The following is a 14,128-nucleotide window of genomic DNA, read 5'->3' as shown; positions in this document are numbered from 1 at the left end:
TTTTAGTAGATTTAACACTCTATCGGAGGAGCACTTGAGCTTAAAAACAGTTTAAGAGAGATGCTTTTTATCGCAGACAATAATCTTTATAAAGCTAAAAAACAAGGTAAAAATTGTGTAGTCGTCTAATCTTGATGCCATGTAATTTAAAAATATAAATTTTTTGAATAAGGGGTTGACAACCCAAAAATTTAGTGTATTCTTTTTATCAAGTTTAAGATTGTTCTTTGTTAAAAGAGGTAAGAAAAAATTAGAAATAAAATTTAAAAACCCTCTTGACAATTTACAGGGCTGTGTTAAATTTAATTTTCACGCTAAGTCGTTCTTTGTTAAGAAGTGAAGGGTAGGAGTTGTTTTTAGGAGGGTGCTTAAGCCTCTTGACAAAAAGACAGATTGTGTTATATTAAATTTTGTCTTTTGAAAATTTCTTTTCAAAGGCTCTTGACAAATTTAAAAGTTGTTTTAATTTTTTATTAAAAATGTTCTTTGAAAATTGAATAGCGTTCGCAAGGGCCCCGCAATTCCTTTTTAAATTAAATTGAAAGTTGCGGCCGGCCTGTTTATAGGCAGGTGGCCAGGACAAAATTTTCCCTGAGGGTTTGATCCTGGCTCAGGGCGAACGCTAGCGGCGCGCCTAACCCATGCAAGTCGAGCGGGAAAGGGTTTCGGCCCTAGTACCGCGGCAGACGAGTGAGTAACACGTGAGTAACCTGTCCCCGGGTCTGGGATAACTACCCGAAAGGGTAGCTAATACCGGATAAAGTCACCGGACGCAAGTTCGGTGATGAAAGGGGGCCTCTGCATAGCAAGCTCCTGCCTGGGGAGGGGCTCGCGGCCCATCAGCTAGTTGGTGGGGTAATGGCCCACCAAGGCGACGACGGGTAGCCGGCCTGAGAGGGTGGTCGGCCACGCGGGCACTGAGACACGGGCCCGACTCCTACGGGAGGCAGCAGGGGGGAATCTTGGGCAATGGGCGAAAGCCTGACCCAGCGACGCCGCGTGGGGGAAGAAGGCCTTCGGGTCGTAAACCCCTGTTCTGGAGGAAGAACCCAGGGTAGGTGAATAACCTATCCTGGCTGACGGTACTCCAGGAGAAAGCCACGGCTAACTGCGTGCCAGCAGCCGCGGTAATACGCAGGTGGCGAGCGTTGCCCGGAATTACTGGGCGTAAAGGGTGCGTAGGCGGCCGGACAAGTCATAGGTTAAAGCCCGGAGCTCAACTCCGGAAAGGCCTATGATACTGTCTGGCTTGAGGGCCGGAGAGGCTGGCGGAATTCCCGGTGTAGGGGTGAAATCCGTAGATATCGGGAGGAACACCGGTGGGGAAGCCGGCCAGCTGGACGGTTCCTGACGCTGAGGCACGAAAGCGTGGGGAGCAAACCGGATTAGATACCCGGGTAGTCCACGCCGTAAACGATGGGCGCTAGGTGTGGGGGTGAAAGCCTCTGTGCCGTAGCTAACGCGTTAAGCGCCCCGCCTGGGGAGTACGGCCGCAAGGCTGAAACTCAAAGGAATTGACGGGGGCCCGCACAAGCGGTGGAGCACGTGGTTTAATTCGATGCAAAGCGAAGAACCTTACCTGGGCTTGACATGCTAGGGTTGTACCCTGGTGGAAACACCGGGGGAGCGTAGGGGTTATCTCTACGCGCTCTAGCACAGGTGCTGCATGGCTGTCGTCAGCTCGTGTCGTGAGATGTTGGGTTAAGTCCCGCAACGAGCGCAACCCCTGCCCTTAGTTGCCATCGGTTCGGCCGGGCACTCTAAGGGGACTGCCGGGGATAACCCGGAGGAAGGAGGGGATGACGTCAAGTCCTCATGGCCCTTATGCCCAGGGCTACACACGTGCTACAATGGGGGGTACAGAGGGTTGCGAACCCGCAAGGGGGAGCTAATCCCAGAAAGCCCTCCTCAGTTCGGATCGGGGTCTGCAACTCGACCCCGTGAAGCCGGAATCGCTAGTAATGGCGGATCAGCATGCCGCCGTGAATACGTTCCCGGGCCTTGTACACACCGCCCGTCACACCACGGAAGCCGGCTCCACCCGAAGTCGTTACCCTAACCGGGCATTGCCTGGAGGGGGACGCCTACGGTGGGGCTGGTGACTGGGGTGAAGTCGTAACAAGGTACCCCTACCGGAAGGTGGGGGTGGATCACCTCCTTTCTAAGGAGAATTTTAGGGGCTCCTTGCGGACGCTATTCTATATAAATTTTTATGTTCTTTGAAAGGAATGGGTGAGCGGATTACGGGCCTATAGCTCAGCTCAGGTTAGAGCGCACGCCTGATAAGCGTGAGGTCGGAGGTTCGAATCCTCCTAGGCCCATTCTCTTGGTTAGAGGATGGGTTTAGGAGGAAGGCGTGGGGGTGTAGCTCAGTTGGGAGAGCGCCGGCTTTGCAAGCCGGAGGTCGACGGTTCGAATCCGTTCACCTCCACCACTTAATGAAAAGTGGTGGAAAAATTAGATCTTTGACAAGTGAATAGGGGTATCCTTTGGCATCTTTAAGCTGGTTCCTGTAGTCAAGCTACTAAGGGCTAGCGGTGGATGCCTCGGGTGCGGGAGGCGATGAAGGGCGTGGCAAGCTGCGATAAGCCCCGGGGAGCCGCAAGCAGGCGTTGATCCGGGGATGCCCGAATGGGGAAACCCGGCTGGGGTAATACCCAGTCATCCATGGGTTAAGAGCCCATGGAGGCGACACCGGGGGAAGTGAAACATCTCAGTACCCCGAGGAAAAGAAATCAACCGAGATTCCCTGAGTAGCGGCGAGCGAAAGGGGAGGAGCCTAAACCAGGCAGGTGTAAAAGCCCGTGGGCGTTGCCTGTCTGGGGTCGTGGGACTACACCGGAGAGGGCCACGGACCTCTCGGGGAGTTACAAAACCGCCTCTCTAGCCGAAGGCGCCTGGAATGGCCCGCCGGAGAGGGTGAAAGCCCCGTAGGCGAAAGGGAGGCGGTCTCCCTGGGTGTAGATCCCGAGTAGCACGGGACACGTGGAATCCCGTGTGAATCTGGGGGGACCACCCTCCAAGGCTAAATACTACCCGCACACCGATAGTGCACTAGTACCGTGAGGGAAAGGTGAAAAGAACCCCGGGAGGGGAGTGAAATAGAACCTGAAACCGCTAGCCTACAAGCAGTCGGAGGGAAGGAAAAATCCTTCCTGACGGCGTGCCTTTTGCATAATGAGCCCGGGAGTTGCCGTCAGTGGCGAGGCTAAGCCGTTGAGGCGGAGCCGTAGCGAAAGCGAGTCCGAATAGGGCGTTAAGTCGCTGGCGGCAGACCCGAAGCGGGACGATCTACCCATGGCCAGGGTGAAGGTGGGTTAATCCCCACTGGAGGCCCGAACCGGTGGAGGGTTAAAACTCCTCGGATGAGCTGTGGGTAGGAGTGAAAAGCTAATCGAGTCCCGTGATAGCTGGTTCTCCCCGAAATGCATTGAGGTGCAGCCTCGAGTGGTCGCTGCCGGGGGTAGAGCACTGTTTGGGCTAGGGGGCTTACCAGCCTACCGAACCCAGGCAAACTCCGAATACCGGCAAGCGCAGCTCGGGAGTGAGTCTTAGGGCGATAACGTCCTAGGACGAGAGGGCAAGAACCCAGACCGCCAGCTAAGGCCCCTAAGTCCTGGCTAAGTGGTAAAGGAGGTGCCCCTGCTAAGACACCCAGGATGTTGGCTTAGAAGCAGCCATCATTTAAAGAGTGCGTAACAGCTCACTGGGCGAGCGGGGGTGCGCCGAAAATTACACGGGGCTTAAGCCAGGCGCCGAAGCTGCGGGCTGAAAGGCTTTGAGCCTTTCAGCGGTAGGGGAGCACTCCAGTTGCCGATGAAGGTAGCTCGTAAGGGCTACTGGAGGTGCTGGAGGAGAGAATCCGGGCACGAGTAGCGATAAGGAGGGTGAGAATCCCTCCCGCCGTAAGCCCAAGGTTTCCTGGGGAAGGGTCGTCCGCCCAGGGTTAGCCGGCCCCTAACCTGAGGCCGAAAGGCGTAGGGGATGGGAAGAGGGGTTAATATTCCCCCGCCACCAGAGTGGAGGCCAAGGGGTGACGCAGAAGGGAAGGGCTCCGGGGCTGTATGGTTGGCCCTCCAAACCTCTAGCCCGATGATGGACCGAGGCAAATCCCGGTCCGGAGGGTGAGGGGGAGTAAGTAACCGAGAGCTACGGCTCTCGGGAAGGAGCTCGGACCACGCTGCCAAGAAATAGCCTCGTGGCCGTTGAAGCTCTGGTGACCGTACCGCAAACCGACACAGGTGGGCGGGCAGTAATCTGCCAAGGCGCGTGGGGCAACCCTGGCTAAGGAACTCGGCAAATTGGCCCCGTAACTTCGGGAGAAGGGGTGCCCGCGTTAGGTGTAGGCCCTTGCGGTCGAAGCCGAGGCGGGTTGCAGGGAAACGGCGGTGGCGACTGTTTACCAAAAACACAGGGCTCTGCTAACTCGTAAGAGGACGTATAGGGCCCGACGCCTGCCCGGTGCTGGAAGGTGAAGGGGTGGGGTTAGCGGAGATTAATTCCGCGAAGCTCTGCCCTTAAGCCCCAGTAAACGGCGGCCGTAACTATAACGGTCCTAAGGTAGCGAAATTCCTTGTCGGGTAAGTTCCGACCTGCATGAATGGCGTAACGACTGCCGCGCTGTCTCGGCCAGGGGCCCAGCGAAACTGTAGTCTCGGCGAAGATGCCGAGTACCCGCGGTGGGACGGAAAGACCCCGTGGAGCTTTACTGCAGCTTGGCATTGAACCTTGGGGTAGGATGTGCAGGATAGGTGGGAGGCTGTGAAGCAGGGGCGCCAGCTCCTGTGGAGCCACCGGTGAGATACCACCCTTCCTGCCTCAGGGTTCTAACCTGCGGAAGAAAGCCTTCCGAGGGACAGTGCCTGGCGGGCAGTTTGACTGGGGCGGTCGCCTCCTAAAGAGTAACGGAGGCGCCCAAAGGTCCCCTCAGGTGGTATAGAAATCCACCGTTGAGTGTAAGGGCATAAGGGGGCTTGACTGCGAGGCCGATAGGCCGAGCAGGGGGGAAACCCGGGCCTAGTGACCCGGCGGTCCTGAGTGGAAGGGCCGTCGATCATCGGATAAAAGTTACCCCGGGGATAACAGGCTGATCGCTCCCAAGAGTTCACATCGACGGAGCGGTTTGGCACCTCGATGTCGGCTCATCCCATCCTGGGGCTGGAGAAGGTCCCAAGGGTCGGGCTGTTCGCCCGTTAAAGGGGTACGTGAGCTGGGTTCAGAACGTCGTGAGACAGTTCGGTCCCTATCCACCGCGGGCGCAGGAGGCTTGAGGGGAGCTGCCCCTAGTACGAGAGGACCGGGGTGGACGCACCTCTGGTGTCCCGGTTGTTCCACCAGGAGCAGAGCCGGGTAGCCATGTGCGGAAGGGATAACCGCTGAAAGCATCTAAGCGGGAAGCCCACCCCAAGATTAGGCCTCCCGAGGGTGGGGCAACCCACCCCCTGAAGGGCCCAGGGAGACTACCTGGTTGATAGGCCAGAGGTGGAAGCCCAGCAATGGGTGGAGCCTACTGGTACTAATCGCCCGTGCGGCTTGGCTGCAGTACCAGCTTAAAAGTTCCAAAGGATACCCCATTCACTTGTTAAAAATATTAAAGTTTCCCGGGTGCCTATACCGGAGGGGCCACACCCGTTCCCATTCCGAACACGGAAGTTAAGCCCTCCAGGGCCGATGGTACTGGGGCGTTACCGCCCTGGGAGAGTAGGTCGGTGCCCGGGATTTTTTTATTTTTATACCTAAATTAAATCTTTTTAAAAATCTCTTTAAAAAGTTCTCAAAATCAAAAATCAAGGTATAATAAACTTTTATGAATTCTGTCTTTAAGTTGACAGGTATTTTGGTTTTATCGATTTTTCTTTTCTTCTCTATAATTTTAGCAGCTGGGTTTATTTATCTTAAGGTTAGTCTCCCAAGTATTTCTAAGCTTAAAAACTACCGACCAGAACAAACAAATTTGGTATACGATATTCATGGGAATCTGGTAGGTTTTATCGGTCCAGTAAGGCGTGTTTTTGTACCTATAGATAAAATCCCTCCTCATGTAATCCAAGCTTTTTTAGCTGCAGAAGATGCTAATTTCTATAAACATAAAGGGATAGATTTTTGGAGTTTATTAAGGGCACTTTACAAAAATATCGTTCATGGTAAGGTAGTCCAAGGCGGTAGTACCATTACTCAACAGGTAGTTAAGTCCCTTGTCCTTTCTCCTGAAAGGACGCTTAGAAGAAAAATCAAAGAGATGTTTTTGGCCTGGCAAATTGAAAAATATCTAACCAAAGATCAGATTCTAACCATATATTTGAATCATATTTACTTAGGGGAAGGGGCTTATGGAGTAGAAGCTGCTGCCCTTACTTATTTTAACAAACATGTCTGGGAGTTAGACTTAAACGAGGCAGCGGTTTTGGCAGGTTTACCGGCAGCCCCTTCTAAATATAATCCCCTTCAAAATTATAATCTTTCTATAGCTAGAAGAAACTATGTGCTTAAAAGAATGGCAGAGGTAGGTTTTATTTCTCCTGAAAAAGCTCAGGCTATTTCATCTCAACCTATACATTTAAACCCTAAAAATGTTAACATTCCTGTTTATGCAGCCTACTTCTTAGATGTGATAAAAGAAGAACTTAAAAAATTATTCCCTTCTGAGGTAGTAGAGAGGGGGGGACTTGTAGTCTATACTACTCTTGATTTAGAGTGGGAAAAGAAGGCATATGAAAACCTTATGAACACCCTTAGTCGTATGTTTACGAACAGAGAACCTCCAGAGATAGCAGTAGTTTGTATGGAAAACAAAAACGGAGGAGTAAGGGTTCTTATCGGAGGAAGAAACTATTTGGCTTCTCCTTATAATAGAGCTATTCTAGCTAAAAGACAACCTGGGTCTGCGTTTAAGCCTTTTATCTGGGCTAAGGCTATTGAAGATCGAGTAGTCTCTCCAGAGGATGTAATTCCCGATGAACCTATAACTCTTCCTGGAGGCGACCAGGGCAAAGATTGGTCACCTGGAAATTATGATGGGCAGTATTTAGGTCCTATAAGCTTAAGGGATGCCTTAGCCAAGTCAAGAAACGTAGTAGCAGTAAGGCTTGCTTTGATGCTAGGAAGAGAAAAAATTTATGATATGGTTCAAAAATTAGAACTTAACATCCCTAGAGATTTTAATTATAGTATAGCCCTTGGTTCTTATGAATTAACTCCGATAGAGCTCACAAGGAGCTTTACTATTTTCCCTAACTTAGGTCGTATGGTAAAACCTAAGTTTATAGAAGAAGTGAGAGATAGTTTGTTTGCTAAAACCCCTATTTACAAAACTGATGTGGTAGCTAAGCCGGTAATTTCTCCTTACACTGCTTCTATAATGAATGATTTCCTACAGGCAGTAGTTCTTTATGGAACAGGAACTTGTGCCAGGGGATTGGGTGTGCCGGTAGCTGGAAAAACCGGTACTACCCAGGAATATAGAGATGCTTGGTTTGTGGGGTTTACACCTACCTATACTTGTGGTGTTTGGGTTGGTTATGATTCAGGTAAGACGTTAGAAAGAGGGGAAACAGGAGGAAGGGTTGCTTGTCCTGTTTGGTTAAGCGTAATGAAAGGAACTAATCATAAACCTCAAGGGTTCTTTTTATATACAGAGAATACAGAGACTCAGAATCAAGAAAATACTGAAAATTTAGAAAACCAATAAATTTTTTTCTTCTTTCCGTTTTTGGGGGATATCTTTTATATTGTCTTTCTTAAATTCAGCTATTTCAAACTTAGTCTCAAGTTTTTCCAAAGCTTCCTTTATTTTAGCCTCTTCAACAGCTTGGAAACGAATAAAAACTCTTTTTTTACAGGTATCATCTATACAAAATTCGTCTCTCCAGCAAAAAATGGTATAAATATTTATTTGTAAATTCTTAAAAATTTCTAAAATCTCAGGAAGTTGATAGGGTGAGTTGATATAAAGGGCTACATGATAAGGACTGAAATAAGCCCCAGTTAGTTGAACAAAAAGTTTAAAAATGTCTGTTTGAGTGATAATCCCTATAACATAATTATTTTCATTAACTACCGGAAGTCCAGAGATTTTGTTTTCAAGCATAAGGACAGAAGCTTTTTCTATGGTATCTTCTGGAGATACGGTGATAGGGTCTGGGGTCATGATGTCTTTTACTTTTAGGTTTAAAAAAAGGTCATAAAGTTCTTTTAGGTCAACCCCTACGAATTTTGGTGGGGTAGCCTCTTTTATGTCTGTTTGGGTAACAATTCCTACTAGTTTTCCTCCTCTGGTTATGGGAATCCTTCGTATTTGGTGTTCCTTTAAAAGTTGAATAGCCCTGGTTATAGGTTCCTCTTCTTCTAAGGTAATCACTTCTTCAGTCATCCAATTTTTTACTAACATCTTAATCCCCTCCAGTTTTATTAGCCTGGAGTTGCATAACTATGTAATCCTGACAATAAAAAGTTTACTCCAAAATAAGTAAAAAGTACAGAGGCAAACCCTATGATGTTTAGCCAGGCAAGTTTTTTCCCTCCCCAATCTTTAGAACCTTTTATTAAACGAAGATGGATGGCTCCGCCATAGATAAGCCAGGTGATAAAAGACCAGGTTTCCTTAGGGTCCCAGCTCCAGTAGCTTCCCCAAGCTTGCTCCGCCCAAACAGATCCGGTGATAATACCTAAGGAAAGCCAAAAGAAACCAAAAAGCATCAGTCTATATATAAAATGTTCTAAAGAAACTTGCAAAGAGGCTGAGAGAGTTTTATTAGCTCCGATGAGATAAAACAGGCTTAGACCAAAGGTAACGGCAAAAGCCCCATATCCCAAAAAACAGGTAACTACATGGGCTATCAACCAATTACTTTTTAGGGCTGGGAGAAGTGGCTTGATTTCAGCAGGAGCTTTAAGAGAGGCATAGGCCATGATAAAAGCAGTCAAAGTAAAGGTAATGCTTCCTAAGGCTTTAGAAGGAAATTTAAACTCCATAACAAGATAAATTAATGCAATACATAGTCCAAAAAAGACCAAAGATTCATAAAGGTTGGAAAGAGGAACGTAGCCAAAGCCAGCTTGATGGGTTTGATACCATCTAATAAAAAAAGCCGCGAGGTTTAAAAACAACCCAGCCCAACCAATGGTAGAACCTACAAATCCTCCCCAATCCCACTTAAAAACCCAATGTATAAAATAAATTAAAGCCGCAACAAAATAGACAAAAGTGGCTAAACTAAAAACTAAACTGTTTTCTGGAAGTAAAGTTCGGAAAATAGCTATATACAAGATTATGGCTAACAAAAAACCAAAAATAACATTTTTAAATCTCATCAAGCTCCTCCCGGAAAGCTATAGTTTAAAAAAAGTATACTTAAAAAAACAAAAAAAACAACAACCTAATAACATTTTTAAATTTTACAAGATGATGTTCAATTCTTTTAGAAGAGGCAAAAGGGTATAACAAATTTCTACCCAATCTTTTTTACCTTCTTCTACCTCGTCCATAAAGGCTTCAAGTTTTCTGGTAAACTCCTCAGATACATAGGTTTCAAACCTTGACCTTAGATATTCGTATACCTGTTTTCCTAAGGCTGTAGGAACAAGTCCTCCGTTTTTCAGCTCATAAACATAATACTTATTTAAAAGGGTAGAAACAATTTCTGCATAAGTAGATGGTCTACCTAACCCTCTTTTTTTCATTTCCTGGATCAGAGTCCCCTGATTAAAAAGAAAAGCTTTAGGTATTTTTTGTAACTTAATGTTGTTTATGGTAAAAGAAGGAGAAACGGGGAAAAGATGTGGTTTGGTCCAAACTAAATCATAACCGTTTGAAAGTATGTCTACTATCACTTCTTCTTCCCAGGCGAAAAAGGGAAGGACCAACTTAAGGTTCTTTTTTAAGACTTTAGTTTTTCTCATCTGACTTGCTATAAATCTTCTAAAAATAAGGTCATACAATCTAAAACTATCCTTATAATTTTTAAAAGAGATTAATCCGTGGGCTACCCTTAGTTTTAGTTCTTCTACATCCCAGGGACGGGTAGGCCTTATACCTTCATGGGCTCCTTCACTAAACCATTCTCTCGGATAGAATAACTCTTCTCCAAAATGTTCTGAGATATAAGGTTTAGCTACCTGAAACCGTCCTACGTCTGAAATTCGAGTTGAATCTGTTCGATGATAGGTGATTAAACCGAGTTCAAAGAGTTCTTGCAAAAGAGACATGGTATAGGAGGTAGAAAACCTGAAGAAATTATAGGCTTCTTCCAGTATGGTGTCTGTGGTATAAGGAGGAGGTGGAGAAAGTTCATCTTCTTTTTGGCCTTCTAAGGTAATTTTAGCCTGAGGTAGGTGTTGTTCTAATTTCTCTGCAATTTCTTTTTCTTCTACCTCGATAAAAAGGGGATATTCATTTATCGTAAAGTTTATTCGATATTTGTGTTGCTTACTTAGTTTTTCTCTTTCTATTACCCATCCTAAAACCGGAGTTTGCACCCTACCTGCTGAGAGATAGTTTTTGTGGAAAACTTTCCATAATTCCTGAGAAAGAGAAAACCCTACCCAACGATCTGCCACCCTTCTGGCTAACTGGGCTTTAACCCGAGGAAGGTTTATTTCTTGAGGGGTTTCAAAGGCTTTTTTAAGGGCTCTTACCGTAACTTCGTGAAACTCTAGTCTTTTAATATTTTTTTGAAAGGGTTTCAGATTAATGTAAATGTCATAAGCAATCTTTTCTCCCTCTGAGTCAGGATCTGAGGCAATAAAGGTTTGGTCTGAACAAAAACTAAGGATCCTAAGCCCGTCTACAATGTCAGCTTTGTCAAAGATGTTTTCTTTATCCTTTATTTCTTCTTCATCCACATATTGTTCTCCTGTTTCTCTGTCTATTTTTATGGTATTAAAAACAGGATGAAAAGTTCTGTTATTCTTTAAAACTCCAAATATCCCCTTTTTTCTGGAAAGGTTATAAAGATGCCCTAAAGAAGCACAGACAGAAAGCAGGGTATTTTCCATCGGTATTTCATAAACCCATAGGTTGGTGTACCTTCTAACCGAGGGTTTTCCAAAGAAGCTAGCTATGGTTTTGGCTTTATGAGGGGATTCTACGATAAGAAGGTAGTTCTTAAAATCTATCTTTTCAGCTGAAATTTTTTCTCTTTCTTGTTTTATTTGGGTATCAAGCTCGATTATTTTTTCAAAATTCACCTCTGTTAACTCTACTTCATCCCCTAAATAAAACCTTAGTCTTTTTTTAAGACTGTTTAAGGCTTTAAAACTATCTACCAAGATAACCGAAAGTCCTGGCATAAGTCCTTTAGTAGTGAGCCTTGAAACCCTTCCTGAAGCCTGAAGGTAAGAAGAAGCGTTTCCCACGATAAGATGGTAATTTCCGTTTTCGTCCCGTTCTAAGAAAACTTCTTCGTTGGTTTTAAGTTTTTCTATGAACTCAGGGTTCTTAAGCCGTTCTTCTATAAATTCCTTGATCGATAATACCTTTTTATACAACCCTTCATACTTAGGGAGGTCTTCTTCTCTTAAGGTTAAAAATCTTCTAAGGTAGTTTACATGTGATAAGGCGGTTATCCGTTCGTCGTCTTTAAAAAGAGGCATAAGAGATAAAAGCAAACTGTACAAAAATTGAGGAGCAACAGAAAGGGAAAAGCTTACCTCGTTTTTCATAAGGGGGAAAACATGCTTGGGTACTCCTAAAAAAATGGCGTATCTCAAAATCTCAGGTAAATCCAATCCTCTGACCAAGGGGTTACCAAGATGACATAACCCTACTGCAACCTCTACCTCTCCTTGTTTTAACTTATTTAAAAGGTCTTCTTCACTGACCTCCAAGTAAGAAATCGCTTTTACACCGTTTTCTCTGAGCTGTTCTGTAAACTTCTCTACGTAAGTCCTTCCATAAGATTCTTCTACAAAAACAAGCCCTCCTTTACCTAAGGCTTTTATCAATTTTACCGCTTCTTCAGAAAGTCTTTGTATATCTCTTGGTTCTCCGACGTCAAGATAGGTGTCGATTACCTTTCTTAGGGTGGAGACAAAACGTGTTATTTCAAACCCAAGCAAGTTTTGAAAAAGAAGGACTCGGTTGGTTCTTGGTTTTAATGTAGCAGAGGAGATGATGAGCTGTTTTTGAGTACTTCGATGGTTTTTTTTGATTTTTAAAAGCTCAGAATAGTCTTCCTCGGTTTTATCTCTCTTTAAAGCCAGCTTTATCTCTTCTTCAGAGAACCCCAGTAATAAAAACAAGTTGTCTACGTTTTTACTGCTTTTTAAAAAAGAATCTACGTCATCGACGAAGATAAGAGAAAAGTCTAAAGATTTAAGGATTTCAAAGTTTTTATGCATAAAGGCGGAAGTACAGATAAACACATCAAAATTCTGTTTTTCTAAGATTTCTTTTTCTTTTTTTTGCCCGGTATAGGCTAGAATTCTTTTTTTCTTTAAAGCGAGGGAGGAGGTTCTATCTATAAAGTCGTTTAGCTTGGTTTCTACCTGATTGACCAGCATTTTGGTAGGTACGATAATAAGGGCTTTTTTGGGGGTAAGAAGAGCACTAATAAGACCAAAGGTTGATTTTCCAGTTCCTGTAGGGGCGATGATAGCAAAAGATTCCCCTAAAAATAACCTCTTAGCCCAGTTTATCTGTAAAGAAGAAGGTTTAGCCCCGATGATTTCTTTAAACAACTTACTAAAATTAGAAACTTGTTTTTCTACTTCTCCAAAGATCTTTAACTGTTTTAAAGTTTTTTCTTTCTCTAAAATTTCACAAATCTTTAAGATCGAGGGATTTGAAGGTATTTTTCCTTCGGGAAGACAGTTTTCACAAGGAATTCCTTTACCAAGTCTTTCATCTGAGACTATCCCTTTACAGTTAGGGCACCCATTTTCCAAAAAATAAAGCATTTTTCACCCTCTTAAAATGTTTTTAATGTTGTTTATTTGAAACATAAGGAACATAGCAAATTTGTTTCAGTTGTAATCTTTATAAAATAGTTTAAACTAAAATTTATGCAATACTCAAACATAATATATTTAGATTATAACGCTACTACTCCTGTTTTACCAGAAGTTTTAGATGTGTTCAACAAATATTCTTCAGAAGAGTTCGCTAACCCAAATTCTGCTCATGTATTAGGTAAAAGGGCTAAGTTAGCCCTTGAAAAGTTTAGAGAAGAGGTAGCAAGCCTCTTAAATGCTTCTTCCGAAGAAATATTTTTTACCTCAGGAGGAACAGAATCTAATCATCTGGCTTTGTTAGGAGTAGCTCTTGCAAAGGGGAAGGGTCATATTTTGGTGAGTTCCTTTGAGCATCCTTCGGTGTTAAACCCAGCGGTGAAGCTGTTAGAGATGGGATTTGAGGTAGATTTTTTGCCTGTGAATTCCCAAGGTTATGTAGACCCTGAAGAAGTCCAAAAAAGAATCAAGAAAAACACCTTTTTAGTTTCTGTGATGTTAGCCAACAATGAGATAGGTACCATTCAACCAGTTGAAGAAATTGCTAAGATTTGTCAAGAAAGGGAAATAATATTTCATACTGATGCCTGTCAAGCTGTAGGTAAGATACCGGTAGATGTAAAAAAAATAGGGTGTGATCTTCTATCCTTTGCAGGTCACAAGATGTATGCACCTAAGGGGATAGGAGGTTTGTTTATAAAAAAAGGATTTTCTATATCCCCTCTCTTTTTAGGGGGAGGACAAGAAAAAGGGATAAGGCCTGGGACAGAACCGGTAGGTCTGATAGCTGCCCTGGCTAAAGCAGCAGAGATAGCTAAAAAAGACGTAAGTTTTGAGGCAGAAAGACTTATCTACTTAAGAGAAACCCTTTATGAGGGTCTTAAAGAGGTTTATCCAAAAATTTACCGCTACGGGATTCCTGAGAAAACTCTTCCCAATACCTTAACTGTTTCTTTCGTAGGTAAAATAGGGAGTAAAATCTTGGAAGACCTCCCAGAGGTGTGTGCTTCTACCGGGTCTGCTTGCCATGACCGGAAAGGTTCAAATACTTTGATCGCTTTAAAAGTGCCTGAAGAAATAGCTCAAGGCACCATCCGGTTCTCCTTAGGTAGATATACTACCTTCGAAGACATAGAAAAGGTTATAAAAATTTTTCAAGGTTATTTTAGATTAAAAAATTAAC

General features: G+C 44.6%; 5 protein-coding genes, 2 tRNA genes and 3 rRNA genes. 7 read left to right on the top strand and 3 right to left on the bottom strand.

The window, feature by feature from the left end; genetic code table 11:
* Positions 1-587 precede the first annotated feature (587 nt).
* The 6 genes from HL41_RS06590 to HL41_RS06565 all read left to right on the top strand — a co-directional run bounded on the left by HL41_RS06590 (position 588) and on the right by HL41_RS06565 (position 7,687).
* Positions 588-2,161, top strand: a 16S ribosomal RNA gene (locus HL41_RS06590).
* Positions 2,162-2,245: 84 nt separating this feature from the next.
* Positions 2,246-2,321 (top strand) — tRNA-Ile (locus HL41_RS06585).
* 37 nt (positions 2,322-2,358) lie between these two features.
* Positions 2,359-2,434: transfer RNA gene (locus tag HL41_RS06580), tRNA-Ala, on the top strand.
* A gap of 80 nt (positions 2,435-2,514) precedes the next feature.
* Positions 2,515-5,540, top strand: a 23S ribosomal RNA gene (locus tag HL41_RS06575).
* Positions 5,541-5,600: 60 nt separating this feature from the next.
* Positions 5,601-5,717 (top strand): 5S ribosomal RNA (gene rrf, locus HL41_RS06570).
* Together the 16S, 23S and 5S rRNA genes with 2 tRNA genes alongside form the textbook arrangement of a ribosomal RNA operon.
* A gap of 89 nt (positions 5,718-5,806) precedes the next feature.
* On the top strand, positions 5,807-7,687 hold the full coding sequence (locus HL41_RS06565) for a penicillin-binding protein 1A (RefSeq protein ID WP_051754557.1): 1,881 nt from the start codon (positions 5,807-5,809) through the stop codon (positions 7,685-7,687).
* On the opposite strand, the gene HL41_RS06560 is transcribed toward HL41_RS06565, so the two are convergent.
* The 3 genes from HL41_RS06560 to rgy form a co-directional block, all read right to left on the bottom strand.
* The gene (locus tag HL41_RS06560; RefSeq protein WP_038061510.1) at positions 7,673-8,386 is read right to left on the bottom strand and encodes a CBS and ACT domain-containing protein; all 714 of its coding nucleotides are present in this window, start codon (positions 8,384-8,386) and stop codon (positions 7,673-7,675) included. The two genes, HL41_RS06565 and HL41_RS06560, sit on opposite strands and share 15 nt — an antisense overlap.
* Before the next feature lie 20 nt (positions 8,387-8,406).
* Complete coding sequence (gene ccsB / locus HL41_RS06555; RefSeq protein ID WP_081856497.1) at positions 8,407-9,309, bottom strand: c-type cytochrome biogenesis protein CcsB; 903 nt, start codon at positions 9,307-9,309, stop codon at positions 8,407-8,409.
* Between the two features lie 84 nt (positions 9,310-9,393).
* The gene (gene rgy / locus HL41_RS06550; protein WP_038061507.1) at positions 9,394-12,894 is read right to left on the bottom strand and encodes a reverse gyrase; all 3,501 of its coding nucleotides are present in this window, start codon (positions 12,892-12,894) and stop codon (positions 9,394-9,396) included.
* A 105-nt stretch (positions 12,895-12,999) separates the two neighbouring features.
* Here rgy and HL41_RS06545 point away from each other — a divergent pair, with 105 nt between their 5' ends.
* Positions 13,000-14,127, top strand: coding sequence for a cysteine desulfurase family protein (locus HL41_RS06545; RefSeq protein ID WP_038061504.1), 1,128 nt, complete (start codon positions 13,000-13,002; stop codon positions 14,125-14,127).
* Position 14,128 lies beyond the last annotated feature (1 nt).

Source organism: Thermodesulfobacterium commune DSM 2178, assembly GCF_000734015.1.
GTDB lineage: Bacteria > Desulfobacterota > Thermodesulfobacteria > Thermodesulfobacteriales > Thermodesulfobacteriaceae > Thermodesulfobacterium > Thermodesulfobacterium commune.
The sequence above is the reverse complement of the archived record's forward strand: the minus strand, read 5'-3'. Positions and strand labels throughout refer to the sequence as shown.

What these genes read in the sequence shown, in the direction of transcription:
- HL41_RS06565 (WP_051754557.1), top strand. Translation starts at nt 5,807, where the DNA reads ATGAATTCTGTCTTTAAGTTGACAGGTATTTTGGTTTTATCGATTTTT.
- HL41_RS06560 (WP_038061510.1), bottom strand. Translation starts at nt 8,386, where the DNA reads ATGTTAGTAAAAAATTGGATGACTGAAGAAGTGATTACCTTAGAAGAA.
- ccsB (WP_081856497.1), bottom strand. Translation starts at nt 9,309, where the DNA reads ATGAGATTTAAAAATGTTATTTTTGGTTTTTTGTTAGCCATAATCTTG.
- rgy (WP_038061507.1), bottom strand. Translation starts at nt 12,894, where the DNA reads ATGCTTTATTTTTTGGAAAATGGGTGCCCTAACTGTAAAGGGATAGTC.
- HL41_RS06545 (WP_038061504.1), top strand. Translation starts at nt 13,000, where the DNA reads ATGCAATACTCAAACATAATATATTTAGATTATAACGCTACTACTCCT.